Source organism: Streptomyces sp. CNZ301 (assembly GCF_004217425.1).
The window spans coordinates 1509173-1532177 of record NZ_SHLG01000001.1 but is presented as its reverse complement, the minus strand read 5'-3'; the positions used below and the strand labels follow the sequence as shown (position 1 = coordinate 1532177).

Annotated in this window: 17 protein-coding genes, 1 other RNA gene and 1 pseudogene; 10 read left to right on the top strand and 9 right to left on the bottom strand. The window is 70.8% G+C overall.

From position 1 onward, the window contains the following. The first annotated feature begins 192 nt into the window (after nt 1-192). From EV375_RS06725 to EV375_RS06710, 4 genes are all read left to right on the top strand, one after another. Entirely contained in the window at nt 193-1008 is an 816-nt protein-coding gene (locus EV375_RS06725) for an IclR family transcriptional regulator (RefSeq protein ID WP_165434691.1), read from the top strand. 273 nt (nt 1009-1281) lie between these two features. Further along, the gene (locus tag EV375_RS06720; RefSeq protein WP_130298636.1) at nt 1282-2544 is read left to right on the top strand and encodes a beta-ketoacyl-[acyl-carrier-protein] synthase family protein; all 1263 of its coding nucleotides are present in this window, start codon (nt 1282-1284) and stop codon (nt 2542-2544) included. 493 nt (nt 2545-3037) lie between these two features. Then, nucleotides 3038-8029, top strand: a complete 4992-nt coding sequence (locus tag EV375_RS06715; RefSeq protein WP_486588326.1) for an aminotransferase class I/II-fold pyridoxal phosphate-dependent enzyme — start codon at nt 3038-3040, stop codon at nt 8027-8029. Between the two features lie 182 nt (nt 8030-8211). Then, nucleotides 8212-8409 (top strand): hypothetical protein, encoded by a 198-nt coding sequence (locus EV375_RS06710; RefSeq protein ID WP_130298634.1) that lies wholly within the window; start codon nt 8212-8214, stop codon nt 8407-8409. A gap of 136 nt (nt 8410-8545) precedes the next feature. Here the strand turns inward: EV375_RS06710 and rnpB are convergent. The 3 genes from rnpB to EV375_RS06695 form a co-directional block, all read right to left on the bottom strand. Then, an RNA gene (gene rnpB, locus EV375_RS06705) (RNase P RNA component class A) lies at nt 8546-8967 on the bottom strand. Nucleotides 8968-8996: 29 nt separating this feature from the next. Beyond that, nucleotides 8997-10262, bottom strand: a complete 1266-nt coding sequence (locus EV375_RS06700) for a lactate 2-monooxygenase (RefSeq protein WP_130298633.1) — start codon at nt 10260-10262, stop codon at nt 8997-8999. Nucleotides 10263-10442: 180 nt separating this feature from the next. Next, nucleotides 10443-11240 (bottom strand): SDR family oxidoreductase, encoded by a 798-nt coding sequence (locus EV375_RS06695; RefSeq protein WP_130298632.1) that lies wholly within the window; start codon nt 11238-11240, stop codon nt 10443-10445. Between the two features lie 129 nt (nt 11241-11369). Here EV375_RS06695 and EV375_RS06690 point away from each other — a divergent pair, with 129 nt between their 5' ends. From EV375_RS06690 to EV375_RS06680, 3 genes are all read left to right on the top strand, one after another. Further along, complete coding sequence (locus tag EV375_RS06690) at nt 11370-12998, top strand: alkaline phosphatase D family protein (protein ID WP_130298631.1); 1629 nt, start codon at nt 11370-11372, stop codon at nt 12996-12998. A gap of 121 nt (nt 12999-13119) precedes the next feature. Further along, the gene (locus EV375_RS06685) at nt 13120-14532 is read left to right on the top strand and encodes a multidrug effflux MFS transporter (RefSeq protein ID WP_130298630.1); all 1413 of its coding nucleotides are present in this window, start codon (nt 13120-13122) and stop codon (nt 14530-14532) included. A 74-nt stretch (nt 14533-14606) separates the two neighbouring features. Further along, nucleotides 14607-15665 carry a class I SAM-dependent methyltransferase gene (locus EV375_RS06680; protein ID WP_486588325.1) on the top strand — a complete coding sequence of 353 codons (1059 nt, stop codon included), beginning with the start codon at nt 14607-14609 and terminating at the stop codon, nt 15663-15665. Between the two features lie 81 nt (nt 15666-15746). Here the strand turns inward: EV375_RS06680 and ddaH are convergent, their stop codons facing one another. After that, the gene (gene ddaH / locus EV375_RS06675; protein WP_486588324.1) at nt 15747-16565 is read right to left on the bottom strand and encodes a dimethylargininase; all 819 of its coding nucleotides are present in this window, start codon (nt 16563-16565) and stop codon (nt 15747-15749) included. 104 nt (nt 16566-16669) lie between these two features. After that, entirely contained in the window at nt 16670-17578 is a 909-nt protein-coding gene (locus EV375_RS06670; RefSeq protein ID WP_130298629.1) for a glycerophosphodiester phosphodiesterase family protein, read from the bottom strand. Between the two features lie 238 nt (nt 17579-17816). On the opposite strand from EV375_RS06670, the gene EV375_RS06665 reads away from it, so the two are divergent. Then, entirely contained in the window at nt 17817-18572 is a 756-nt protein-coding gene (locus EV375_RS06665) for a bifunctional DNA primase/polymerase (RefSeq protein ID WP_130298628.1), read from the top strand. 189 nt (nt 18573-18761) lie between these two features. Here the strand turns inward: EV375_RS06665 and EV375_RS06660 are convergent, their stop codons facing one another. Then, nucleotides 18762-19748 (bottom strand): SCO2278 family lipoprotein, encoded by a 987-nt coding sequence (locus EV375_RS06660; protein WP_130298627.1) that lies wholly within the window; start codon nt 19746-19748, stop codon nt 18762-18764. A 417-nt stretch (nt 19749-20165) separates the two neighbouring features. On the opposite strand from EV375_RS06660, the gene EV375_RS06655 reads away from it, so the two are divergent. Further along, on the top strand, nt 20166-20579 hold the full coding sequence (locus tag EV375_RS06655) for an SH3 domain-containing protein (protein WP_130298626.1): 414 nt from the start codon (nt 20166-20168) through the stop codon (nt 20577-20579). Between the two features lie 43 nt (nt 20580-20622). Here EV375_RS06655 and EV375_RS06650 read toward each other — a convergent pair whose 3' ends face one another. Continuing rightward, a complete protein-coding gene (locus EV375_RS06650) occupies nt 20623-21294 on the bottom strand; it encodes a biliverdin-producing heme oxygenase (protein WP_130298625.1) in 672 nt (223 codons plus the stop codon). Nucleotides 21295-21407: 113 nt separating this feature from the next. Further along, nucleotides 21408-22265 (bottom strand): type I methionyl aminopeptidase, encoded by an 858-nt coding sequence (gene map / locus EV375_RS06645; RefSeq protein WP_130298624.1) that lies wholly within the window; start codon nt 22263-22265, stop codon nt 21408-21410. Between the two features lie 52 nt (nt 22266-22317). Between map and EV375_RS06640 the strand changes: the two genes are divergently transcribed. Further along, nucleotides 22318-22557 carry a hypothetical protein gene (locus EV375_RS06640; RefSeq protein WP_130298623.1) on the top strand — a complete coding sequence of 80 codons (240 nt, stop codon included), beginning with the start codon at nt 22318-22320 and terminating at the stop codon, nt 22555-22557. A 60-nt stretch (nt 22558-22617) separates the two neighbouring features. Here the strand turns inward: EV375_RS06640 and EV375_RS06635 are convergent. Next, a pseudogene (locus tag EV375_RS06635) lies at nt 22618-22995 on the bottom strand (hypothetical protein); the annotation flags it as partial. Nucleotides 22996-23005 lie beyond the last annotated feature (10 nt).

Below are 23005 nucleotides of genomic sequence, written 5' to 3'. Positions count from 1 at the left end.
TCTCTTCCAATCCCGGGGAGAGTGGCAGGCCGCCCCGTGCCGTCCGACGAACGGACATGAAACGCCGGAACGCCCTCGCGATCTGTTTCTGACTGCCTCAAGTGCAGGAATCAACTCCTGCAGCACCCAATGGGCGGCGTCGGGTTCAGCCGTGCGCGTATGTGCCAGAATGTGGAAGGGTGCGTCTACTCGATGCAGAATTCATCTGTCGATCACGCAGATCGTTCGGTTGTCGACAGGACCCTCAAGATCTTCGGATGTTTCAACGTCAGGAACACCGCTCTCACCGTAAGTGAAATCAGTCGTAGATCGGGGCTTCCGGTAGCGACTGCCTACCGCCTCGTTTCAAAGCTGGTGTCGTGGGGGGCGTTGGAACGGGCAGCGGGCAACAAATACAGCATCGGCCTGCGCCTGTGGGAAGTGGCCTCGCTCGCTCCGCGGCACTCGATGTTCCGTACCGCCGCCCTGCCACACATGCTCGAACTGCAAAAAGAAACCAATTCATCGGTCTTCCTGTCGGCACGGGAGGAAGGCGACGGAATCTGGCTGGAGAGCCTCTGGGGCGACGGAGTTCCGTACGACGGCTCGTGCATCGTAGGGAACCGTTTCCCGCTGTACGCGTCGGCGTCCGGGCAAGTCCTGCTGGCCCACGCCGACCCGGAGGTTCAAGGTGAGCTCTACTCACGCGGCGCACGCGCCGTGACGGGGAGTGCCGTCACCAGCTCGCTCCCTCTCCGCAAACTCGTCGACGAAGTGAAACGACGAGGGTACGCCGTGGATGACAGTGAGCCGTGCGACGACCTGTCGGGCGTCGCAGCTCCCATTCACGGCGGTAGTGGAACCGACGTCGCCTGTGTCGCTCTGTGCGGTTCGTCGGCGGACGGGGCGCCGCATCAGCGCGTGAAGCAGTTGCTGGCAACCGCCAGGCGCATATCTCGAGAAGTCGCGAAGCTGCAAGGAGTGAGGTTCCCTTCGCAGCGTCGGGGCTCAGAGGGCAGGGGAAGCTGAGAGCCATCGTCAAAGACAACGCCGGGGTGCCGGCCCGGAACGTCCTCGCCGAGCGGTCCTTCGCCGGCGACCTTGACTTCGAATCGCTCGCCATGACGGAGATCCGGCCGCCGAGGAGACGTTCGGCGTGAGCATCTCGAACGAGGCAGCGACGTGCGCGGCCATCGGCGACAGCGCCGCCGCCGACCGTTGACCCCTTCTGTTTCCCACATCGCATCGGATGCGATCCGCAGCCGCTTTTCCCTTCTCGATACGCGAAGTTGGAGTCATCCCGTGAACTCGATCAACCGTACGGTGGTCATCACCGGTCTTGGAGCGACCACTCCGCTGGGCGGCGACACCGCGTCCACGTGGGAGGGGCTGCTCGCCGGCCGCTCCGGTGTCCGGCTGCTGGACCATGAGTGGGCCGAGGACAGCCCTGTGCGCATCGCCGCCGAGGTCGCGGTGGAGCCCGCCGAACGCATACCTCGGCCCCAGGCACGGCGGCTCGACCGCAGCGCACAGTTCGCCCTGATCGCGGCGCGCGAGGCGTGGGCCGACGCCGGGTTCACCGGCCCGGCGGGCACCGGGTCCCCGGCTGATCCCGACCGGCTCGGCGTCGTCATCGGGTCCGCCGTCGGTGGAATGGCCTCCGTGCTCCAGCAGTACGAGGTCCTCATGGAACAGGGCGCCTGCCAGGTGTCCCCTCACACCATGCCGATGCTGCTGCCGAACACGCCGTCGGCCGAGGTCGGTCTGGACGTCAACGCCCGTGCCGGCGTGCACAGTACGGCCAGTGCCTGCGCCTCCGGTGCCGAAGCCATCGGCTACGGCATAGACATGATCCGCTCCGGCCGCGCCGAACTTGTCATCGCGGGCGGGTCGGACGCAGCGATCTGCTCCCTCAACATGGCCTCGTTCAGCAACATGAAGGCCGTGTCCAAGCGCAACGACGATCCGGCCGCGGCGTCCCGCCCGTACGACACCGACCGCGACGGCTTCGTCATGGCCGAGGGCGCGGGCGTCGTCGTACTGGAGTCGGCCGAACACGCCGAGCGGCGCGGCGCACGCGTGTACGCGGAGGCGGTCGGCCAAGGTCTGTCAGCCGACAGTCACCACATCGCCCAGCCCGAGCCGACGGGCCGTGGAATCGCCGCCGCCCTGCAGCACTTGCTGGAATCCAATGACCTCAAGCCCACTGAGATCATGCACGTCAACACACACGCCACCGCAACGCCCCTGGGTGATGTGGCCGAGGTCAAGGCCATGCGGCATGTCTTCGGGGTCGACGTCGACCACTTCGCCGTGTCTGCCACGAAGTCCATGACCGGTCACATGCTGGGCGGCGCCGGCGGCGTCGAAACTGTGGCCGCGGCCCTCGCCTTGTACCACCGCATCGCACCGCCCACGATCAACGTCGACAATCCCGACCCCGAAGTCAACGCCGACATCGTCTGCGGCGAGCCTCGCCCATTGCCTGTCGGGCGCATCGCCGCACTGAACAACTCCTTCGGATTCGGCGGCCACAACGTGGTAGTCGGCCTGCGCACCGTCTGAGCACGGCCCGGCCGCGCTGCTCGGGGCGGGCCGGCAGCAGATTCGCGAGCAGTTGCGGCTCCGGGCCGCCCGAACGGTTCGGGCGCGGGGCCCGGCGCGGTGACGCGAGCGCGGTGATCGCGAAGGACTCGCGCGTCAGTGCAGCTGCGCGTGGCCGGGAGGATCAGAGCTGGACGCCGACCCGGTCAAGACCGTGATCGAACGTCCATCAGGCCGCCACGCTCCGGGAGTTCGCGCATCCCTCGACCCTGTCGAACACATCTGGTCGGCCTGCGGCGCTGCCTGCCGTGGAGCGTCGCGTCAGCACCCTTGAGCACCGCATCCGACGCATCCGACGCATCCGGGGCGCACGCCGTATTCGGCACTGCGCCGGCCTCGCGGACGAGTGCCTCGCCGAGAACGGACTCGCGCGCCAGGAGAACCGGCCATCCACACGCAACCGCCTTCGGGTGCAACCTCAGCAGAGGCCGGTCCCTGCTTGTTGCAGCAACAGATGCGAGCGGTCCGGGCTCTTCCCCTGTGGCCCCACGAGTTAATTCTCAGTGAATTCGGAGCCCGCTTTTCACTGGCTGAGAAAGCGGGTTGTCCGGCCCGCGGTCCGCTGGCCAACCTCTGGAGGTGGGTGTCAGGAAGACGGATCCACCAATTGCGGCCACAGCTCAGAAGGGGAGAGCCGCCAACGCCACCGGGGCGACGGGGAGACGATTCCGAGCCGCCCGCCCTTGTTGCACTGAGCAACTCTTCAGAATCGACGTTGATAGAGGTACCGGACATGGATCAGCTGGCTGTCGTCGGCATGTCTTGCAGGTTTCCCGGAGCGTCCAATCCCAGTGATTTCTGGAAGATCCTGGTGGACGCCGAACCGCAGTTCGGAACGGTGCCTGAAAGCCGATGGGACCATTCTGCCTGGTATCGGCCGGGCGAGTTCCGGCAGCCGCACAGTGCTTACACGGACCAAGTAGCCTTCCTCGAAGATGTCGACCAATTCGCGCCTGCACACTACGGAATTCCACCGCGCCGGGCGCGCACCATGGACCCTCAGGCGAAGCTCTTCACGGACCTCGCCCGGGAAGCGCTGCAGGACTCCGGCTGGGAGCGGGACGGCTTCGACCGGGCCGCGACCGGGGTCTTCGCCGGCGTTGCGTCCCTGGACCACCGCGACATCAGCTTCTCCCGCGTCACCGCCGGTCTCCTCGCGGACGGGTCCATGCACCAGGGCGTCAGCGACTCGGAGCTGCTCACCGAACTGGAGGAGGCCGGCGACTCCTCGGTGATGCCGTTCAGTTCGTTCACCATCCCCGGAGCTTTGGCCAACATGGTCCCCGCCACGGTCAGCGAGATCCTGGATCTCGGCGGGCCCTCCCTCTCCGTCGACGCCGCCTGCTCCTCGGCGCTCGTGGCTTTGGACACCGCCGTCCGATCGCTGCGCTCAGGCGCCTGCTCGATCGCCGTCGTCGGTGGCGTCTACCTCGGTCTGACCCCGGCCGGGATGGTCGGCTTCTCCCGCGCCGGCGCGCTGTCCCGGAACGGAGTGTGCCGGCCCTTCGACGAGCGCGCCGACGGGTTCGTCCTGGGGGAGGGCGGCGCGACGCTGGTGCTGCGCCCCCTGGAGGACGCCCTGGCTGCGGGCGACCGCGTCTATGCCGTCATCTCCGGTGTGGGCATGGCCAACGATGGCCGCGGCGGCGGCCCGATGACCCCGCAGACGCAGGGCCAGCTCGCCTCACTCCGGGCGGCGTACCGGGACGCCGGGATCGTCCCCGGAGACATCGATCTGCTGGAGGCCCACGGAACCGGTACCCCGGTCGGCGACCGGACCGAGGTGGAGGCGCTGCAGCTGCTGCGTGCAGGGGAGGAAGAGGTCCGGCCGTGCTACGTGTCCTCCTCCAAGGCACTCATCGGCCACACGCTCTCAGGTGCCGGTGCCGCCGGCCTGGTGAAGGCCGCGCTCGCCGTCCACCACGGTGTCGTACCCCCGCAGCCCGCGGAGACGCGCGTCAGCAGCGAACTGGGACTGGAGACGGCGGAGCTGCGTATGACTACGGAGCAGCTGCCGTGGCCCCACCGGGAGGTGCGCCGGGCGGGAGTCAGCTCGTTCGGCTTCGGCGGTACGAACGTGCACGCCGTCCTGGAGAGTGCGCCACCCGGTCGCACTCGCGGCCCGGCTGCCGGAAGCGGGCGGCCGGTCCGGCGATCCACCGGGGAAACCGGGGACCAGCCCTGGCTCTTCCTGCTGTCCGCCGGGTCCGTTCGGCAACTGGCTCGCCACGCTGAGGAGATCCACCGGTACGTCCTGGACAACGCCGATGCCGCACCCGCCGCCGTCGCCCGCACTCTCGCCTCCCGTACGCTGCTCACCGCACGCCTGGCCGTCGTCGCCGCCTCTCGCGAGGAACTTCTGAGCCGCCTCGAACTGGCCGCCCGGCACCTGGCGGAGGGACGGGTCGGCATGCTGGCCGACGGGGTGCACACGGCGGCCGAGCCCCTGCCGCCCGAGGACCGGAAAACAGCCTTCGCCTTTCCCGGCCAGGGCACTCAGACCCCCGGCATGCTTGCCGAACTTGTGCGGCGTTTCCCCGCGATGGCCGAAACCGCCGCCGAACTGGCCGAGTCGACGGCCGAAGTGTCCGAGGAACTCGCCCGGGAACTGCCGGACCTGCTGTGGGGCCGGCCCCAGGACGACGAAGAGGCGCAAGCAGCGATGACGGTGACCGACCGGTGCCAGCCGGCCCTCGGTCTCTCCGGTATGAGCATCGTCGAGATGCTGGCCGCCTGCGGAGTGCGGCCCGATGTCTCCGTCGGGCACAGCGTCGGCGAATTCCCGGCCGCAGCGGCGGCCGGCGTGTTCGACCCGAGGGACGCGGTCCCCTTCATGGCACGGCGGGGCTCGGCCCTCGCCGAGACGGTCGCACCCGGCGCGGGCGCCATGCTTGCCGTGCAGGCGCCGATCGCCGAGGCGGAACAACTCGCCGCGGCAGTGGAGGGTGTGTGGCCCGCTTGCTACAACCACGAGGGCCAGCTCGTACTCAGCGGAAGCAGCGAGGCAGTCGACGCTCTGCGCGAGCACTGCACTCGGCACGACGTCACCTCCGCGCGGCTGGAGGTCTCCCACGCCTTCCACTCGCCCTTGGTGGCCGCGGCGGACGAGGCGATGGACCGGATCGTCGCCGAGCTTCCCCTGACCACCCCCACGCGGACCTTCGTCTCCAGCGTCAGCGGCCGCCCGTGCACGGAACCGCAGGAGGTCAAGCGCCTGTGGGCGCGCCACCACGTCGACCCCGTGCGCTTCGTCGATGCCGTCCGCTCGGTCGCCGAGGGCGGTGCGCGCTTCCTCGTCCAGCTCTACGGCGGCGACAACTTGCTGCAGATGGCCCGCCGCAGCGAAGCCGGCGCCGGGCTCGACCTGCTGGCCGTGACCGACGGCCGGCCCGACGGCGGACGGGCCTTCCTCACCGTCCTCGCCCGGCTGGCGGTCGCGGGGGTTCCCGTCGAGCCGTCGGCCCTCTTTCGCGCCGACGCCGAGCTGCTGTCCCTGCCTCCGTCGCCGCTGGAGACGGAGGTCTACAGCGTCCTCACCGGTACGGGTCGCAAGCCCAGGCCCGCGGGCCCGTCCGTACCACCCACCACGCCCACGGCAGCGCCTTCTCCGGCAACGGGCCTCAGTCAGGACGCGGCTTCCGGCCCCGTCACCGCCCTTCCTTCCCCCGTCCCCACGCATCAGTTTGGAGAGCCGAACATGAGCGGTCTCGTCGAGTTCCTGCACGCGCAGGTCGCGCTGCTCCAGTCCGTCGACCCTGCCGCCCGGGGCCTCCCCACCCCGGACCCTCGTCCCATCGCCGAAGTACCCGCGAAGCAGCCGGTCGAGGCGGCGACGCCGGACTCCGGCGCCGCCAAGCCCGCGGCTGCGGGCGCCACGCCGGCACCGGGCGCGGCGGACACCGCCGCTGAGGTGGAAGCCGTTGTGCTGTCCGCCATCGCGAACGTCAGCGCGTACTCCGAGGACTTCCTGCGCGCCGAGCACGCCTTCACCACCGATCTCGGCTTCGACTCCCTCATGCTCGGCGAACTCGCGGTCCGGCTGCGCAAGCAGTGGCCCGGAATCGAGGTCAGCGCCGCCGAGATCATCGAGAGCGCCGGCGTCGGCTCACTGGTCGACCTCGTGCAGAAGCGGCTCGGAGCGGAGCGGCCGACGGCAGTTCCGGCGCAGGGCACCGCGACGCCACCCGCGCCCACCCCGCAGGCCGGCGCCGGTGAGCCGGAACGTAGCGCCTCCGACCGCCGGGAGAACGCCGACGTCCGCATGTTCCCGGAGGTCGTGGCCTCCCAGGAGCGTGCGCGCACCATCGCTTCGGCCAGTACGCACAACCCGTACTTCTTGCAGCATGAGGGCAACATCCGCGACACCACCCGGGTCGGCGACCGCGAGCTGATCTCCTTCTCCAGCTACAACTACCTCGGCCTGTCCGGGCACCCGCAGGTGGCGAAGGCCGTCCACGAGGCCGTTGAGCGTTACGGCTCCTCGGTCTCCGCCGCCCGGATCCTGTCCGGCAACCGGCCCGTGCACGAAGAGCTCGACCGGGGACTGGCCGAACTCGTCGGAGCGCAGGACGCGGTGAGCCTTGTCAGCGGTCACGCCACCAATGTCACCGTCATCGGCCACTTGACGGGCCCCGAGGATCTCATCCTCCACGACGCCCTGGCCCACGACAGCATCCTTCAGGGTTGCCGGCAGTCGGGTGCCGCGCGACAGCCGTTCCCGCACAACGACCTCGCTGCCCTGGACCGGATCCTGAACGAGGTGCGCCACCGGTACCGCCGGGTCCTGATCGTCGTCGAGGGGGTCTACAGCATGGACGGCGACACAGCCGACCTGCCCGCTCTGATCACCGTCAAGGAGAAGCACGGTGCCCTGCTGATGATCGACGAAGCGCACAGCATCGGCGTCATGGGCAAGACCGGCGGTGGCATGGCGGAGTTCTCCGGGGTCAACCCCGAAGACGTGGACGTCTGGATGGGCACGCTCTCCAAGTCGTTGGCCAGCTGCGGCGGTTACGTCGCCGGCCGACGCGAACTCATCGAGCACTTCCGGTACACGCTCCCCGGATTCGTCTTCAGCGCCGGCTTGCCCCCGGCCTCCACCGCGGCGGCGGTGACCGCGCTGCGGCTGATCCGCGAGGAACCCGAGCGGATCGCCCGGCTGCACGACAACGCCGAGACGTTCCTGAGGCTCGCGGGCGAGGCCGGGGTGGACGTGGGCACCAGTGAGAACACCCCGATCGTGCCCGCCATCACCGGTGACTCCCTCAAGGCGCTGCAACTCGCCGACCGGCTCTACGACCGCGGCGTCAGTGCCAACCCGATCCTCCACCCGGCGGTCGAGGAGCGCCTCACACGACTGCGGTTCTTCATCACTTCCGAGCACACCGAGAAGCAGATCGTCACGACAGTCGAGGTCCTCGCCGAGGAACTCGCCAAGCTGTCCTGACCCCCGCGTGGCACCTGGACGGAGGTGAAGGGACTCGGTTCCCGTGCTCCGTCCGGGTTCCCTTCTGTCTCCGTCTTGCCCCCGGGGGCGACGACGCCCCCGGGGGGCAAGGCTCCAGAGCGGCTGCCGCACGGTGCACGTGCCGCCCCTTCCGACCGAGACATCGAACCGGAGGCGAGCCCATGACCGCCCCCAGCCCACCCACTCTTCCCTCACCCCCGCGGCCGGCGACCACCGAGCGCATGCCGGCGCTGCCGACCACGCATGAGATGTTCCTGGACGTCATGACGGCGCCGATGGGGTGCTCTGCCCAGCTGAACTCCGCGTTCGCCGATTCGCGAGCGGGATGGCCACCGGGGGTCGAACTCGTGGATCCGTGAGCGGCGGTCCGTGAGTTGACGTTCCATGTCCGGGTGAGACCGGGCCGGGTCAGTGGAACGGTCCGCCTGCCCGATCCGGACCAGTCCCACGGTCCGGAGGAACCACCTTCTCCGGGCAGTGGTTCCGACGGTACGGCGGACGAGCCGGCCTGTACGCCGGGTTCTGTCTCCCCGGAGCCTTGCGGCGCCGGGGGAGGCGGCCATCCATCTGGGACCGGCGTCACCGCCGGCCTCGTGCGGTCCACCCGCGGACTCGGGCGGGCAGCCCTCGGTCGTCCGCGCAGAGCCGTCATCCGACGGCCCCTCTTGACCTTGCTCCGGATGGGGTTTGCCGAGCCGCCCAGGTCACCCTGGGCGCTGGTGGTCTCTTACACCGCCGTTTCACCCTTACCGGGGCCGTCACTTGCGTGCGGTCCCGGCGGTCTGTTTTCTGTGGCACTTTCCCGCGGGTCACCCCGGGTGGGCGTTACCCACCATCCTGCCCTGTGGAGCCCGGACGTTCCTCGACGGGTCTGGGCCCTTCGGCCCGGGCCCCGCCGCGGCCGCCCGGCCGGCTCGTCCGCCGTACGTCCAATGATAGCCGCGGCTCACGTACCGCTCTGCAGCGAGTCCGGAGAGAGATCGGCCGGTGTGCGGTGGCCCGAGAGGCCCAGCGTGAGGTCCAGATCGGCGAGCAGGCTGCGCAGCACGTGCAGCACCCCTTCCTCGCCGCCGTGCGCCAGCCCGTACGCGAAGGGGCGGCCGACGAGCACGGCGCGCGCACCGAGAGCGAGCGCCTTGAGGACGTCCGAGCCGGTACGCACACCGGAGTCGAAGAGGACCTCGAGGCGGTCGCCCACCGCCTCGACGATCGGAGGGAGGGCGTCCAGGGACGCGATCGCGCCGTCGACCTGACGTCCGCCGTGGTTGGAGACGACGATGCCGTCCATGCCGGCGTCGGCCGCCCTGCGGGCGTCGTCGGCATGGAGTACGCCCTTCAGCACGATCGGCCCGTCCCAGTGCTCCCGCAGGAACGGCAGTTGGTCCCAGGAGTGGTCGGTGCCGGTGAACATCGGCACCCAGCGCAGCACCGCCGGGATCAGCTCGTCCTCCGGCGGCTTCTCGAGGCCGGCGCGGAAGGCGGGGTCGGAGAAGGGGATCGCGGTGCCGATGCCGCGGATGAAGGGCAGATACGACTGGTCGAGGTCCTGCGGGCGCCAGGCGAGCGTCCAGGTGTCGAGGGTGACGACGAGGGTCGTGAACCCGGCCTTGCGGGCGCGTTCCAGGATGCTGACGCACACGTCGTCGTCGTTGGGCCAGTACAGCTGGAACCAGCGCGGGTTGCCCGCGCCGTGGGCCTCCGCGACCTGCTCGATGGTGTGCGAGGAGGCAGTGGAGAGCACCATCGGGATGCCGAGGGCGGCCGCGGCGCGGGCCGTGGCCAGCTCCCCGTCGGGGTGGATGATCGACTGGACGCCGACCGGCGCCAGCATCACCGGCGCGGGCACGCGGGTGCCCAGCACGGTCGTGCTCAGGTCGCGTCCCTGGGCGCCGCGCAGCATGCGCGGGACGAGGCGGTGCCGCTCGAAGGCGGCGCGGTTGGCGCGGTGGGTGGCGCCGGAGCCGGCGGCGCCGGCGAGATAGCCGAAGGCACCGGGGTCGAGGTGTTCGCGCGCGGACGAGCCGAGGAGAGTGAGGTCGGTGGTGAACGGCGGCAGCCGGTTGTCGAGGCCGTTCAGATAGATGTCGTTCTGGTAGTTGCCGAAGCCCGGCCCCGGTGGTGCCTCCGCGGCTTCGGCCGCTCCCGTCCTCCCGGTCGATTCGGTTGCCGCCCCGGCCGCATCGGCCCCGGACGTCCCGGACGCCTCGCTCATCGCAGTAGCCCCTTCTCTCTGCCGGCCCTCTGCCGGTCCTTGAGTCTGCGCTGTGCAGGGCGTCTGCGGCTACCCTCCGTCCGCCGGCAGCCCGGTCGCGGCCCGGACCCGAACGAGGGCCCGTCCGCCGCCCGCCGGTGTCCCCGCCGGCGCCTGATCCCGAAAGTGCCCGACGGCCAGTCAGCCCCGCCCGATGAACGGCATCGCCGTCGCCATCACGGTCGCGAACTGCACGTTCGCCTCCAGCGGCAGCCCGGCCATGTGCACGACGGTGCGGGCGACGTCCGCCGCGTCCATCACCGGTTCCGCACGGGTGCTGCCGTCCGCCTGCGGCACGCCCTGCTGCATGCGTGCCGTCATCTCGGTGGCCGCGTTGCCGATGTCGATCTGACCGCAGGCGATGCCGTACGGACGGCCGTCCAGCGACAGGGACTTGGTCAGCCCCGTCACCGCGTGCTTGGTCGCCGTGTACGCGATGGAACCCGGACGCGGCGCATGCGCCGAGACCGAGCCGTTGTTGATGATCCGCCCGCCCTGCGGACGCTGATCCTTCATCAGCCGGAACGCCGCCTGCGCGCACAGGAAGGCACCCGTCAAATTGACGTCGACGACGCCTCGCCACTGCTCGGGCGACAGCTCCTCCAGCGGCACCGCCGGGCCGAAGGCCCCGGCGTTGTTGAAGAGCAGGTCGAGCCGGCCCCTGCTCTCCCGCACGGAGTCGAACAGGGCCGTGACCGCCTCCGGATCGGTCACATCCGTCGGGACGACGTCGGCGCCGGCCGCTCCCGCCCTTGCCCCGATCAGCCGAGCCGTCTCCTCCAGCTGCCCGGCCCGCCGCCCCGCGAGCGTCACCGGCCAGCCCGCGGCGGCCAGTTCCAGGGCAACGGCACGTCCGATGCCGGAGCCGGCACCGGTCACGAGCGCCGTCCGCGCCTCCTGCGCCGTCCGCCCCGCCCGCGTCGTCTCGTCGTTCGTCATGGGCGGCAGGGTACGCGGCGCCGTCCCGGCGGCTCGGGCTCGGGCAGTGGGCGGACCGCCATCGAACGGACACCCCGCGGTCGCGTGTCTGACCGCTGCCTGACGCTCACGGACTGTGCAATCAGATGTATGACGCAGCCTTCGAGCGCAGACAGCGAATACCGTGCGGCAGCACGGCGATTGTGCCGTCGCAGACTGCTGACCGGGACGGCGGCGACCGTGACACTCGCCCTCGGGACCAACCTTCCCCGGCCCGCACACGCCGCAGCGAAGCTCGACCCTGCCCGAATCGACAAGGACCCCTTCACCCTCGGTGTGGCCTCGGGCGATCCGCTGCCCGACTCCGTCGTGCTGTGGACCCGGCTCGCCCCCGAACCGTACGAGCCGCACAGCGGCCTGGACCGCAAACCCGTCACCGTCAGCTGGGAGTTGGCGAGCGACGAGAACTTCAAGCGAAAGGTCCGCAGCGGGAGCGTCACCGCGCATCCCGAGTTCCACCACGCGGTGCACGTCGTGCCCGAGGGCCTCAGTCCGCGGACCCGCTACTACTACCGCTTCCGCGTCGGCTCCTGGACGAGTGCCACCGGCCGCACCCGCACCTCGCCCTCCGCGGGTGACTCCTCCGGTTCGCTGCGCTTCGCGGCCGTCTCCTGCCAGGCCTACCACGACGGGTACTTCACAGCGCTGAAGCATCTCGCGCGGGAGGAGAACGTCGACGCCGTTCTCCACATGGGCGACTACCTCTACGAGTACGCGGTCGACGCACACGGCGGCGACCGCGCCGACCCCGCGCTCGGACTGCCCGACAGGTTCAACAAGGAGACCGTGACGCTGGAGGACTACCGGCTGCGGTACGCGCTCTACCACAGCGATCCCGACCTCCAGGCGGCTCACGCCGCCCACCCGTGGATCGTCACCTGGGACGACCACGAGGTGGAGAACAACTACGCCGACGAGACCCCGGACGGTTCGCCGCCCGAAGCCTTCCTCGCTCGCCGTGCCGCCGCCTACCGCGCGTACTACGAGAACCTGCCGCTGCGCCCGCCGCAGCAGCCCTCGGGCCCCAGCCTCCAGCTCTACAGGAGGCTGCAGTTCGGCAGGCTCGCGCAGCTCGACATCCTCGACGGGCGGCAGCACCGTGACGACCAGTCAGAGGGCGACGGCTGGAAGGTGCCCACCGCCGAGACCGACAGGCCGGACCGGACGATGCTCGGTCCGGCCCAGGAACGCTGGCTCGCGGACGGCTGGAAGAACTCGCGGGCCGTGTGGAACCTCGTCCAGCAGCAGACCGTCCTCTCCCGCCGCCGCAACCGGACCACCGGGCCGTTCCCGCTGTCCATGGACGCCTGGGACGGGTATCCGGCGGCACGGACGCGTTTCCTGGACGCGGCGCGCACCGCGGGCGTGAAGAACCTCGCCGTCCTCACGGGCGACGTCCACGTGCACTACGCCATGGACATCAAGGAGGACTTCGACGACGACGGCTCCCGCTCCGTGGGTGTGGAACTGGTCACCACGTCGGTGGCCAGCGGCGGCGACGGGGTTGCCAGGCCGGGCGACTGGCAGACCTTCCGCGACGCCAACCCGCACATGAAGTTCTACGACGGACGCCGCGGCTACGTCCTGCTCACCCTTGACCAGCGGCAACTGCGCGCCGACTACCGCACCGTGGACGTGGTCACCCGGCCGGGCGCACCGGTCACGACGGCCGCGTCCTTCGTCTCGCGGGCCGGTGAGCCGGGTCTCGAGCCGCTCTGAGGGCCGTCGTGAGGCGGTCGCGCGCCGCCTCACGACGGGCCCTGTGACGAAAACCCGTTCGGCCAGGGGCGGAAATCTCTGGGAGAATGTGCCTGTCATCAACAATCTCCTGGAGAGGTGCATGTCCGAGCCCGGCCCTGTCCGAACGGCCGCCGCCACAGCCCCCGTCGGCGTCTCCGCCGCCGCCCCCGACTCAACTCCCGCCCCCGCACCGCCGTCCGCTCCGGCCCCCGCCATCCGTCCCGCCGGCCAGGTGGCCGGTCACCCGGCCGGTCGCGCCGCGGTCCCGACGGACGTCTCCGCGGGCGAGCCCGCTCCGCGGCTCACCGGCCCCCGGCGTGCGGGCCTGTTGGTGACCCTCATCCTCGGCAGCCTCACCGCACTGCCCGCGCTGTCGATGGACATGTACCTCCCGGCGCTGCCGGCCGTCGGCGGCACGCTGAACACCCCCGCCGCGACGGCGCAGCTCACCCTCACCGGATGCCTGCTCGGCCTTGCCGTGGGCCAACTCGTCGTGGGACCCATGAGCGACCAGTTCGGACGGCGCCGCCCGCTGCTCATAGGCATGTGCGGATACATCCTCGCCGGAGCCGCCTGCGCGCTCGCCCCCAGCATCGGGACCCTGATCGTCTTCCGCCTGGTGCAGGGGCTCGCCGGTGCCGCCGGAATCGTCATCGCCCGGGCCGTCGTCCGCGACCTGTACGACGGGCTCGCCATGGCCCGCTTCTTCTCCACGCTGATGCTCATAGGCGGCCTCGCTCCGATCCTCGCCCCCGTCCTCGGCGGTCAGATACTCCGCTTCACGGACTGGCGGGGCGTCTTCCTCATCCTCGCCGCCATCGGTGTCGTGCTCACCGTCGTCGTGGCGCGCTGGCTGCCCGAGACGCTGGCGCCCGAGAAGCGGCGCAGCGGCGGTGTCCCCGACGCCCTGCGGACAATGCGGGGCCTCTTCGCCGACCGCGTCTTCACCGGCTATCTGCTTGCCGGCAGCCTCAGCTTCGCCGCGCTCTTCGCCTACGTCGCCGCCTCGCCCTTCGTGATCCAGGAGATCTACGGGGCGAGCCCGCAGACCTTCAGCCTCCTGTTCATGGTCAACTCCATCGGCCTGGTCGCCGCGGGCCAGATCAACGGGAAGATCCTCGTCGGCCGGGTGCCCCTGGAACGGGTCCTCGGCTTCGGGCTCTGCATGACAGGCACGGCCTCGGTCGCGTTGCTGCTGATGACGAGCGGCGTCTTCGGCCGGACGGGGCTGCTCCCGGTCGCCGCCGGGCTGTGCGTGCTGATGACCGGCATGGGCTTCGTCATGCCGAACGCCAACTCTCAGGGCCTCATGCGCGCTCCGCACGCCGCCGGCTCGGCCTCCGCGCTGCTGGGCACCGCCCAGTTCCTCATCGGCGCCATCGCGTCACCGCTCGTCGGTGTCGCCGGCGAGCACACGGCCGTACCGATGGCGCTGGTGCAGCTGAGCGCACTGGTGCTCGCCGCGGCCGCGTTCCTTGGGCTGTGCCGTCCGTGGCGGTCCGCTCGGAGCTGAGGCGCACCGCGACCGCCGAGGCGGCCACCCGGCTCGCCCGCGCCGCGCGTGCGACGGCTCCTTAGACTGTCGCGGTGATCGAGGAAGAACTGCGGGGCGCCCTCGCCGCGCTCGTCGACGGGCTGCCGCCCCGTCAGGCGTCCGGTGCCGTCGAGCGTCTGATGAACGGCTACCGGAACGACGGGACCGCCCCCGTGCTGCGTGACCGCGCGGACGTCGTCGCCTATGCCGCGTACCGGATGCCCGCCACCTTCGCGGCCGTCGCCGCCGCCCTCGGGGCCTTCGTCTCGCGTACGGGCGAGTGGCACCCGGAGAGCCACCTGGACATCGGCGGCGGTACGGGAGCCGCCGTGTGGGCCGCCGCCGACGTGTGGGGCGGCACGGACGGCGGCCCAAAGGGCACGCCGCGCCGCACCACGGTGCTCGACCGCTCGGAGCCCGCTCTCGCGCTCGGACGTGAACTGGCGGGCGCCTCCGCGGCGGAAGCGCTGCGCGTGGCCGAATGGCGGCACCGCTCGCTGACCGGGCACGGCCAGGACGACGGGCCGGGGGAGGCCGCGCTGCCCGCCGCCGACCTCGTCACCGTCTCCTACGTACTGGGCGAACTGGCCGAGCGGGACCGGCTGACGGTCATCGACGCGGCGGCACGCGCCGGACGTGCCGTGGTCGTCACCGAGCCGGGAACGCCGGACGGTTACGCACGGACGATCGCCGCACGCGACCACCTCGTCGCGGCCGGGCTGCGCGTCCTCGCGCCCTGCCCGCACAGCGAACGCTGCCCGATGGTCCCCGGCGAGGACTGGTGCCACTTCGCGGCGAGGGTCAGCCGCTCCTCGCTGCACAGGCAGGTCAAGGGCGGCTCACTTCCGTACGAGGACGAGAAGTTCAGCTACGTCGCGGCCGCGCACCCCGCGATCGCCGGTCTCCCCGCGCCGGGCCGCATCGTGCGCAGGCCGCAGAAGCGCAAGGGCCAGGTACTGCTGGAGCTGTGCACCGCGGCGGACGGGCTGCGCCCGGCGACCGTCACCAAGCGGCACGGCGGCGACTACCGCCTGGCCCGGGACGCGAAGTGGGGCGACGCGTGGCCGCCGGAACGGGAGGCCGACGAGGGGGCTGCATCCTCGCGTGGCTGAGCGGCAGGCGTGGTCCCACGGGTGGCTGAGCGGCAGGCGTGGTCCCACGGGTGTGCCACCCGTGGGACCGAGCGCCGGATCTCAGGCCGCCGGGCGCAGTTCGGCCGTCACGCACTTCACGCTTCCGCCGCCCTTCAGCAGCTCCGTCAGGTCCACCGGCACGGGGTCGTAGCCGCGTCGGCGCAGCGGTTCGAGGAGTCCCACGGCCGCCTGCGGAAGCATGACGTGATGCCCGTCGCTGACGGCGTTCAGACCGAGGGCCTCGGCGTCCGCCGCGGACGCGACGAGGGCGTCCGGGAAGAGACGCTCGAGGACGGCCCGGCTGCCCGGTGAGAACGCAGGCGGGTAGTACATGATGTCGTCGCCGCCCAGCACGCACAGCGCCGTGTCCAGGTGGTAGTAGCGCGGGTCGATCAGGTCGAGTCCGATCACGGGACGCCCGAAGAACTCCTGGACCTCGCCGTGGGAGAGCGGGCTGCTGCGGAAGCCCCGCCCGGCCAGCAGCCAGGTGCCGGTGACCGCGAAGTCGCCCTCGCCCTCGTTGATGTGCTCCGGCTCGTGCACGTCCGAGAAGCCGTTCGCCCGGTACCAGGCGCGGTGCACCGCGGCCTCTCCCGCGCGCTCGCGGTGCGCGAAGCGGGCGCCGAGGACCCGTCCGTCGACGACGGTGGCGCCGTTGGCGGCATACACCATGTCCGGCAGTCCGGGGACGGGTTCGAGCTCCTCGACGGTGTGGCCGAGGGAGCGGTAGCGGTCACGCAGCTCCTCCCACTGCGCGATCGCGAGCGGGATGTCCACGGGCTTGTCGGGATCCATCCAGGGGTTGATGGAGTACGTCACGCGGAAGTGTGCCGGTGGGCACATCAGAAAGCGGCGTGGGGTGTAGCCGGGTCCGTACAACGAAGGCTCCTTCACGGGGTCGACGCGCACTGTGTTGAGCCCATGGTGCGCCGTCGGGAAGTTCTTCGCCGCGTTGTGAACGGAATGGTGAACGGAATGTTCGCTCACCGGTCGTGCGCGCCGCCCGTCTTGTCCCGCTGTGGTGTGCGGGCAAGCAGTCCCGGCGCGTCCGTCATCACTCCGTCGCATCCCAGCCGCAGGACCCGGTCGCGGGCGGCCGGCGTGCGGATGGTGTGCGCCCACACGCGCGGAATGCCAGAGGCGGCGGCCCTGCGGATGTCGGAGGCGCGTGCGCGGTGGTCGACGCTGAGCATGTCGACCACGCCCCGCCACTTCTCCGGACGGTCGGTACGCGCCTGCTTCACCGACCTCCACACCGACGTCAGAAGTCCCATGCGGTGGGCCCGCACGGCGGGTGACAGCTCGTTGGTCTGCACGTAGACCGAGTGGATCAGGCCCCGCTTGCGGAGCAGCCCCGCCAGCCGCTTCAGGCCGCCGCTGTCCTTGAGTTCGACGTTCAGCACGATGCGACCGCCGAAACGGTCGAGGACGGCGGCCGCCGTCGGCGGGTGCTCCGGGGGCCAGGTGCCGGGCAGCCCACCGTCCGGACGCAGCCGTACGTGCCGCCACTGGCGCAGCGTCAGCGCGGAGACGGGTCCGTTGTGGTCGGTGGTGCGGTCCAGCGTGCGGTCGTGCATAGCGACGAGGGTTCCGTCGCGGAGCGTGCGCACGTCCACGTCGAGCACGTCGGCGGACCTTCGGCGGTAGGCGGCCGTCAGCCCGGCCATGCTGTTCTCCGGCACTTCCAGGGCGCCGCCGCGGTGGGCGGCGTGGACCGTGCCGGGCAGACCGGCGGCGCGAGGTCCCTCGGGCCCTCGGGCGCGCATGGGCGCGGGCGCGGGGGCGCAGCCCGGCGTGAGTGCCACGGGTACGAGGACGAGGAGCGGAAAGAGGACGCCCCGGACCCGGATGGCTCGGACTGCCCGGACGGCCCTGACCATGATCATGACCATGGACCTCAACCTAAGCGCGCCCCCGGGAACATGCCGCCCGGAGAGCCTGTTGTGTGGCAGACGGGTGTTCCGCGGCCGCGCAGGCACCCGGACCGGCGCGGACGTGCGGACGGGCGGCGGACGCGCCGGATGACGACGGGTCAGCCACGATCCGGGGATTCGGCCCGGAGCGTGCCCGGTGCTGCGTACCCTCGGAGATCCACGGTTGTGGTCGCGGAGTTGCGGAGCGAGGCGGTAGATGGAACGCGAGAGCAGGTTCGACCGGTGGCTGCGCCACTTCGCGCGGAGCGGCCCCAGGGCGAGGACGGCCAGGTCCAGGAGCGCCGTCGCACAGGCCGACGCCGCCCGCGCCCGTACGGAACTGCTGCTGACCGCCGCCGCGGCGGGCTTCCCCCTCGCGCCCGCCGCCCACCCCTCGGGGTACGGCTGTTCCTGCGTACGCATCGGCTGTCCCACCCCGGGCCGCCACCCGCTGTCGTTCGGCTGGCAGACGCAGGCCACCACCGACGCCGCACAGATCGAGCGGTGGGCGCTGAGCCAGCCGCTGGCGAACTTCGTCGCCGCGACGGGGCGTGACCACGACGTGCTGGACGTGCCCGCCGCGGCCGGACGGGCCGCGCTGGAACGGCTGGAGTCGGAGGGCGTGCCGCTCGGTCCGGTGGCTCTTTCCGGCGGTGAGCGGATGCTCTTCTTCACCGCGACGCGCGGCACTCCCGAGGACGAGGACGAGTGGTGGCCGTGCGAACTGGACTGCCACCCCGAGACGATGGACGAGCATCCGGGCCTGCGCTGGCACTGCCGGGGCAGCTACGTGCTCGTCCCTCCCGCGACCCTGCCCGGAACGGGGCAGAAGGCGGAGGTGCGCTGGGTGCGTCCGCCGGAGACGGCCGGCGGCGCGGAATTGCTGCCCGAACCGCTGATGCTGCTGGAGGCGCTCACCGACGCGTGCGCGGCGCACGCCGGCGAGGACACGGTGGCCTGGCCGTCGCGCTGAGGCCCCGCGCCGGCAGTGGCGGGTGGGACCGCTCGGCCGCCGGCACGACCCCGGCTCGGCTCCCTGCAAGGCGGGCGCGAACGGACAGCGGAAGCAGGGCAGTTCACGGCCCGCAGGGCATCTCACGGTCTCCCGGGGGCCTCTTCGGCGGGGGCAGGACGCGTTGACGGCCTGGATGCCGCGAGGCGGCTACTCGCCCTTCACGGCGGTGAGTCCGTCGATCCGGTTGAGGAACTCGACCTCCCCGCCGTCCTTCCTCGCGGGCACCTTGACGGCCTGTTCGGAGACCCGCACATACGTCACCGACTGACGGGGCGTGCCGGTCATCAGCGCCTTCACCAACGGGTCCTTCACGGGGGGCTTGTAGCCCTTCGCGTAGGTCTCCTTCGTGTGGTGCTGCGAACTGAAGAAGACCAGTGCCCCGCCGTCCTCGGTCCGCAGCCCGAACGCCGCATACTGCGGCGCCTTGGCCGGCACGTCCGCGAACTCGGTACGTTTTCCGGGCCGGTTGGCAGACCCCTCGCGCTGCTCGCGCCGCTTGCTGGTGTGCTCGCCCGGTGCGAAGTCGCCGGTGCCCTCGCGGAGGTAGCTGACGTACGAGTCGCTCATCCGGTCCGGTGCGACGGTGAGTTGCGAGCGGGGACCCCCGGGCACCGGCTTCACGTAGCCGCCCTTGCCGGTGACGAACTCGGGGATCTCCGAGTCCTGAAGGACCGCCAGATACGAGGCCCGCCAATCCGACTTGGCGTCGTCGCGCTGGAAGACCAGGAACCAACGACCGTCCGCCGTACGGTTGCTGCGCGTGTCGGCGACGAAGAACTTCGGCCAGCCCGCCTGCTTGGGAATCAGGAAGCGGGGGTCGGAGAGCCTCAGCGGCTTGTAGCCCGGGTTGCCCTTCGGCGCCAGCTTCTTGCGCGACTTGAGCCCCGCCCCGTCTATCGCGCCGAGTGCGCCCGTCTCGATGGTGGAGTTCAGCCCCGGGTCGTGGGAGGAGTTGGCCTTGTTGCTGGTGGTGTTGAACTCCTTGAGGACCTTTCTCGCGTCGGTCTTGGAGACCGCCGGGATCACGGCCGTCTCGCCGTGCACCGTCACGCATCCCGACAGCGCCACCGACAGCGCCACCGTGGCCGTCGCCGCTCCGAGCAGCCTCGTCCGCCGCGCTTGCCGCGCATTCATTTCCGTGTCCTCCCCGCCCCGCTTGCGGTATAGCACCTTATCGCCCCGCCCAAGGCGTACGTCTCACCGAACCGGGCGCCCGTATGCAATCATGCGCGGCCCTCGCCGTGGATCTCAGGGGGGCCTGGTGGAGCCTCCAGGGAGGTTCCGTACCGCACCCGGTCACCGGCCGGGACGCAGCGGGGTTCGCGAGCCGCTCCCGGAGGCCGGCCGGCGTGCGGTGCCTCCGGTCCGCACTGGTGAACAGAAGCTGTCTGTCGCGCGTGTGAGACCTAATAGACCACCACAGAGCTGCATAAAATCGGGCAGAACGTCCCAGTAGTCCCGTGATCCGGCGTGGTCGTCCGCGCGGTACGCGTCTTCGCGCGCGTCCGGGGAGCCCCACCCGCTCACGGCTTACGGAAAGGAGGCAGCTGAATGGCTGCCACTACTGCTCGTCGTGTACGGATCGCCGCCACGGCCTCCGCTCTCCTCCTGGGCGGCTCGCTCCTCGGGGCGAGCGTCGCCCAGGCGTCGCCCTCCGCCGAGACCGCCGCCTGGCCGAAGAAGCCGTACGGCATCGTCACCGCGCACTCGGGCCTGAACGTGCGTCAGTACCCGAGCACGGACTCCTCGGTGAAGTACGTCCTCCCCTACCACGCCAAGCGCGGCCTCGACTGCAAGGTCCGTGCCCAGGTCATCGACCACAACCCGTTCTGGTACAAGCTGCGCAACAGCAACTACTGGGTCAGCGCCCGCTACATCAAGACGGTCGGCCACGTGAAGCTGTGCAAGGACGTGCGCCCCTCGGCGCTGAACAACAGCGCGAAGGCCCAGAAGGCCATGGGCTGACGCTGCGGGCGCGCCGCTGAGCGGCCGGTGCCGCCTCGGTGGCTCAGCCGGCGGTCGGAGCGGGAGCTGCGAGCTCCTCGAAGACGGCCGTGTTGAGCGTGAAAGCGCGCCCGCACTCGCCGACGATGCGCCACTTCTCCTCGTCGTCGGCCGGTACCGAATCGAGCAGTTCGCGGTACCCCCTCTTGAAGGCGGCGGGGTTCGGGATGTCCTCGAAGACATAGAACCGGACCCCGTCGCCTTTGCGTGCGAAGCCCCAGTTCTTCTCCGCGCTCCCGCGTACGACCTGGCCGCCGGAGAGGTCGCCGAGGTAGCGGGTGTAGTGGTGGGCGACGTAGCCGCCCGGCCAGTCCCGCGAGACCTCGGTGATGCGGTTCGCGTAGCTCTCCGTCGCGGCGAGCGGAGTGACCGTCCCCCGCCACGCGGACGTGCCGTGCAGATGGTCGAGGTCGCGTTCGAGGGAGGGGATGCGGAAGAGCTCCCGCCGCACGAACGGTCCGGCGACGGGGTCGCCGTCGAGCCTGCCCGCCGCGTCCTCCAGGGCCCGGTAGACGAACCACAGCTGCTCGGTGTAGCGCGTGTACGCCTCCATCCCGAGCCTGCCGCTGAGCATGTCGCTCATGAACGTCGAGTTCTCCGCCCGGGTGTGCTGCGCCTTCGTGGCGTCACGGATCAGGGTGGAGAAGGGAAGATGCGCCGGCAGCGGTGAGGTCATGACGGCATTCTTTACCGACGGCCTGTCGGGAAAACCCCGGGACGCGCCGGGTGGTCGGGCAGGCCGGCGCAGCAGTCGGGGGGCGGTCAGGGCAGTACGGACGGGCAGGCCGGTCAGGGCAGCGTGAGGATGTCCGCGCCGGACTCCGTGACCGCGAGGGTGTGCTCGAACTGCGCCGTGCGGCGGCGGTCCTTGGTGACGACCGTCCAGCCGTCCTCCCACATGTCCCACTCGTACGTGCCCAGCGTCAGCATCGGCTCGATGGTGAAGGTCATCCCGGGCTTCATCACGGTCGTCGCCCGCTCGTCGTCGTAGTGCGGGATGATCAGGCCGGAGTGGAACGAGGTGTTGATGCCGTGGCCCGTGAAGTCGCGGACCACTCCGTAGCCGAAGCGCTTGGCGTAGGACTCGATGACGCGGCCGATGATGTTGATCTGCCGGCCCGGGCGCACGGCCTTGATCGCACGGTTGAGGGCTTCGCGGGTGCGCTCGACGAGCAGCGCCGACTCCTCGTCGACGTCTCCGCACAGATAGGTGGCGTTGTTGTCGCCGTGCACGCCGTCGATGAAGGCGGTCACGTCGAGGTTCACGATGTCGCCGTCACGCAGGACGGTGGAGTCCGGGATGCCGTGGCAGATGACCTCGTTGACCGACGTGCACAGCGACTTGGGGAACCGCCGGTACCCGAGGGTCGAGGGGTAGGCGCCGTGGTCGCACATGTAGGCGTGCGCCACCTCGTCGAGCTTGTCCGTGGTGACGCCCGGTGCGATGTGCCGCGCGGCCTCCTCCATCGCCCTCGCGGCGATACGGCCGGCGATGCGCATCTTCTCGATGGTCTCGCTGTCCTGGACCTCGGGCCCGGAGTACGGGGTGGGGGCCTCCTTGCCCACGTACTCGGGGCGCGGGATCGAGGCGGGGACGGTGCGGTGCGGCGAGAGTTCACCAGGAGAGAGCAATGACTGGCCAGACATGTGCGCGAGTCTATCTGTGGTACGTACAGGGCTCAGGGGGGAGCATGACCCTATGGCTCTCTTCAAGCGCAATGCGCCCGGTCAACCGGGCGAGTGGTACTACTGCATCAAGCACGGCAAGGTCGAGGAGGGCCCGGAGTGCCCGGCCAAGAACCGGCTGGGCCCCTACGGGACCCCCGCCGAGGCGTCCCGCGCGATGGAGACCGTCCACAAGCGGAACGAGGCGTGGGACCACGACCCCGGCTGGGAGGACGTGCCCCGGCGTGACGGGAACGGGTCCTCGGACGGCTGAGGTGCGGCGGCTGACGAACATGCCGCCCACGACTCGCACGGGGCGGACGCGGGCGGGGATTCAGGCCCCGTCCCGAGCCGTCTCTTCCGCCACTGCCTCTTCCGCCACTGCCTCTTCCGCCGCCGGTCCGGCGGCTGCCCGCTGTTCCCGGACGCGGCGGGCGCGCGGGTCGGTGCGGGAGTCGTAGGCCATCAGCCTGGGCAGCGTCAGGGCCAGCAGGCCCACGGCTGCGACGCAGTCCACGCCGCCCGTCCACACCGACGTCCGCACGGTGGTCAGGGCCGCCACACCGCCTGAGCGAACCTGCCCGAGCTGCGGGCCCACCGAATACGACAGCAGCTCGATCCCGGCCAGCCGGCCGCGGAGCCCGTCCGGGATGCTCTGGTTCCACATCGTCGAACGGAAGATGCCGCTGACCGTGTCGCAGCCGCCCGCGACGACCGCAGGA

What these genes read in the sequence shown, in the direction of transcription:
- EV375_RS06650 (WP_130298625.1), bottom strand. Translation starts at nt 21,294, where the DNA reads ATGACCTCACCGCTGCCGGCGCATCTTCCCTTCTCCACCCTGATCCGT.
- EV375_RS06725 (WP_165434691.1), top strand. Translation starts at nt 193, where the DNA reads ATGCAGAATTCATCTGTCGATCACGCAGATCGTTCGGTTGTCGACAGG.
- EV375_RS06710 (WP_130298634.1), top strand. Translation starts at nt 8,212, where the DNA reads ATGACCGCCCCCAGCCCACCCACTCTTCCCTCACCCCCGCGGCCGGCG.
- map (WP_130298624.1), bottom strand. Translation starts at nt 22,265, where the DNA reads ATGTCTGGCCAGTCATTGCTCTCTCCTGGTGAACTCTCGCCGCACCGC.
- EV375_RS06655 (WP_130298626.1), top strand. Translation starts at nt 20,166, where the DNA reads ATGGCTGCCACTACTGCTCGTCGTGTACGGATCGCCGCCACGGCCTCC.
- EV375_RS06690 (WP_130298631.1), top strand. Translation starts at nt 11,370, where the DNA reads ATGACGCAGCCTTCGAGCGCAGACAGCGAATACCGTGCGGCAGCACGG.
- EV375_RS06665 (WP_130298628.1), top strand. Translation starts at nt 17,817, where the DNA reads ATGGAACGCGAGAGCAGGTTCGACCGGTGGCTGCGCCACTTCGCGCGG.
- EV375_RS06715 (WP_486588326.1), top strand. Translation starts at nt 3,038, where the DNA reads ATGCGAGCGGTCCGGGCTCTTCCCCTGTGGCCCCACGAGTTAATTCTC.
- EV375_RS06700 (WP_130298633.1), bottom strand. Translation starts at nt 10,262, where the DNA reads ATGAGCGAGGCGTCCGGGACGTCCGGGGCCGATGCGGCCGGGGCGGCA.
- EV375_RS06670 (WP_130298629.1), bottom strand. Translation starts at nt 17,578, where the DNA reads ATGGTCATGATCATGGTCAGGGCCGTCCGGGCAGTCCGAGCCATCCGG.
- EV375_RS06695 (WP_130298632.1), bottom strand. Translation starts at nt 11,240, where the DNA reads ATGACGAACGACGAGACGACGCGGGCGGGGCGGACGGCGCAGGAGGCG.
- EV375_RS06685 (WP_130298630.1), top strand. Translation starts at nt 13,120, where the DNA reads ATGTCCGAGCCCGGCCCTGTCCGAACGGCCGCCGCCACAGCCCCCGTC.
- EV375_RS06660 (WP_130298627.1), bottom strand. Translation starts at nt 19,748, where the DNA reads ATGAATGCGCGGCAAGCGCGGCGGACGAGGCTGCTCGGAGCGGCGACG.
- EV375_RS06640 (WP_130298623.1), top strand. Translation starts at nt 22,318, where the DNA reads ATGGCTCTCTTCAAGCGCAATGCGCCCGGTCAACCGGGCGAGTGGTAC.